This window comes from Streptomyces sp. NPDC046379 (assembly GCF_055587785.1).
Genome location: NZ_JBVJFP010000072.1, coordinates 1 through 1,088, shown reverse-complemented (window position 1 = coordinate 1,088; position 1,088 = coordinate 1). Strand labels below are relative to the sequence as shown.

Here is a 1,088-nt window from a genome sequence, read left to right as displayed (position 1 = left end):
GGGCAGGTTCATGCTGCCCGCGCCGGAGCAGGACACTGCCGGCGCTGGGCGGCCAGGCGGCGGCTCATGAGCATGGTCATCGACCACAGGACGACGCTCTCGCTGGTGTCGGTGCGTCGCTCGTAGTCACGGACCAGGCGCCGACTGCGCAGGAGCCAGGCGAAGGACCTCTCCACGACCCAGCGGCGAGGCAGGACCTCGAAGCCTTGGACGTTGTCGCTGCGGCGGACGATGTCGAGAACGAGTCCGAGATGCGCCGCGGACCAGTCGGTGAGGTGGCCGGTGTAACCGCCGTCGGCCCAGACCCGCGCCAGCCGCCGGAAGTGCTTCTTTGCTGCTGGCAGCACGATGCGGGCCGCGTCCCGGTCGGTCGTGGAGGCCGGCGTGACCAGCACGGCCAGCAGGAGTCCGAGGGTGTCGGTGAGCAGGTGGCGCTTGCGCCCGTTGATCTTTTTCCCCGCGTCGTATCCCCGTGAAGCGAGAGTGACCGTGGCGTCCGCCTTCACCGACTGCGAGTCCACGACGGCCGCGCTCGGCTCCGGGCTCCGGCCCTCGGCCCGGCGGACGGCCTCGCGCAGCCGGTCATGCAGCTCGGCCACCAGCCCCGCATCCCGCCAGCGGGCGAAGAAGGCATACACCCGTGGCCAGGGCGGGAAGTCGGACGGCATCGCCCGCCACTTGATGCCGTTGTCGACGAGGTAGCGCACCGCGTCGATCATCTGCCGGTGGCAGTAGCCCTCCGGCCGACCGCCCCGGCCGGCCAGCCATCCCGGCACCGGCAGCAGATCCCGCACCGACGCCCACTCGGCATCGCTCATGTCCGAGCCATACCGGGGCCGGCGCTCCGGCCGGTCGGCCGCGTTCCCGAACCTGTGGGCGAGACAGTCACACCCAGGAGTGGACGGACTGGACCCGGCAACCGCGACCACGCAACACTTCGACAACAGGGCCTCTTGCTTCTCGCTGGACTCGACAACCGCGAGCTACCAAGAGGCCCTTCTCTTCATGCCCCGACGTCAGCCAACTCACCCGATCCAGCATCCCGTTCGAACCAGACCAAGCACACGAACGGATAGAGAACGGCCAGT

1 protein-coding gene is annotated in these 1,088 nt (G+C 69.6%); it reads right to left on the bottom strand.

Annotation, left to right across the window (positions count from 1 at the left end):
• Positions 1 to 8: 8 nt before the first annotated feature.
• Positions 9 to 818: an IS5 family transposase gene (locus tag ACZ6KF_RS34050; RefSeq protein WP_469179737.1), complete on the bottom strand. Its 810-nt coding sequence runs from the start codon at positions 816 to 818 to the stop codon at positions 9 to 11.
• Between the last annotated feature and the right edge of the window lie 270 nt (positions 819 to 1,088).

What these genes read in the sequence shown, in the direction of transcription:
- ACZ6KF_RS34050 (WP_469179737.1), bottom strand. Translation starts at nt 818, where the DNA reads ATGAGCGATGCCGAGTGGGCGTCGGTGCGGGATCTGCTGCCGGTGCCG.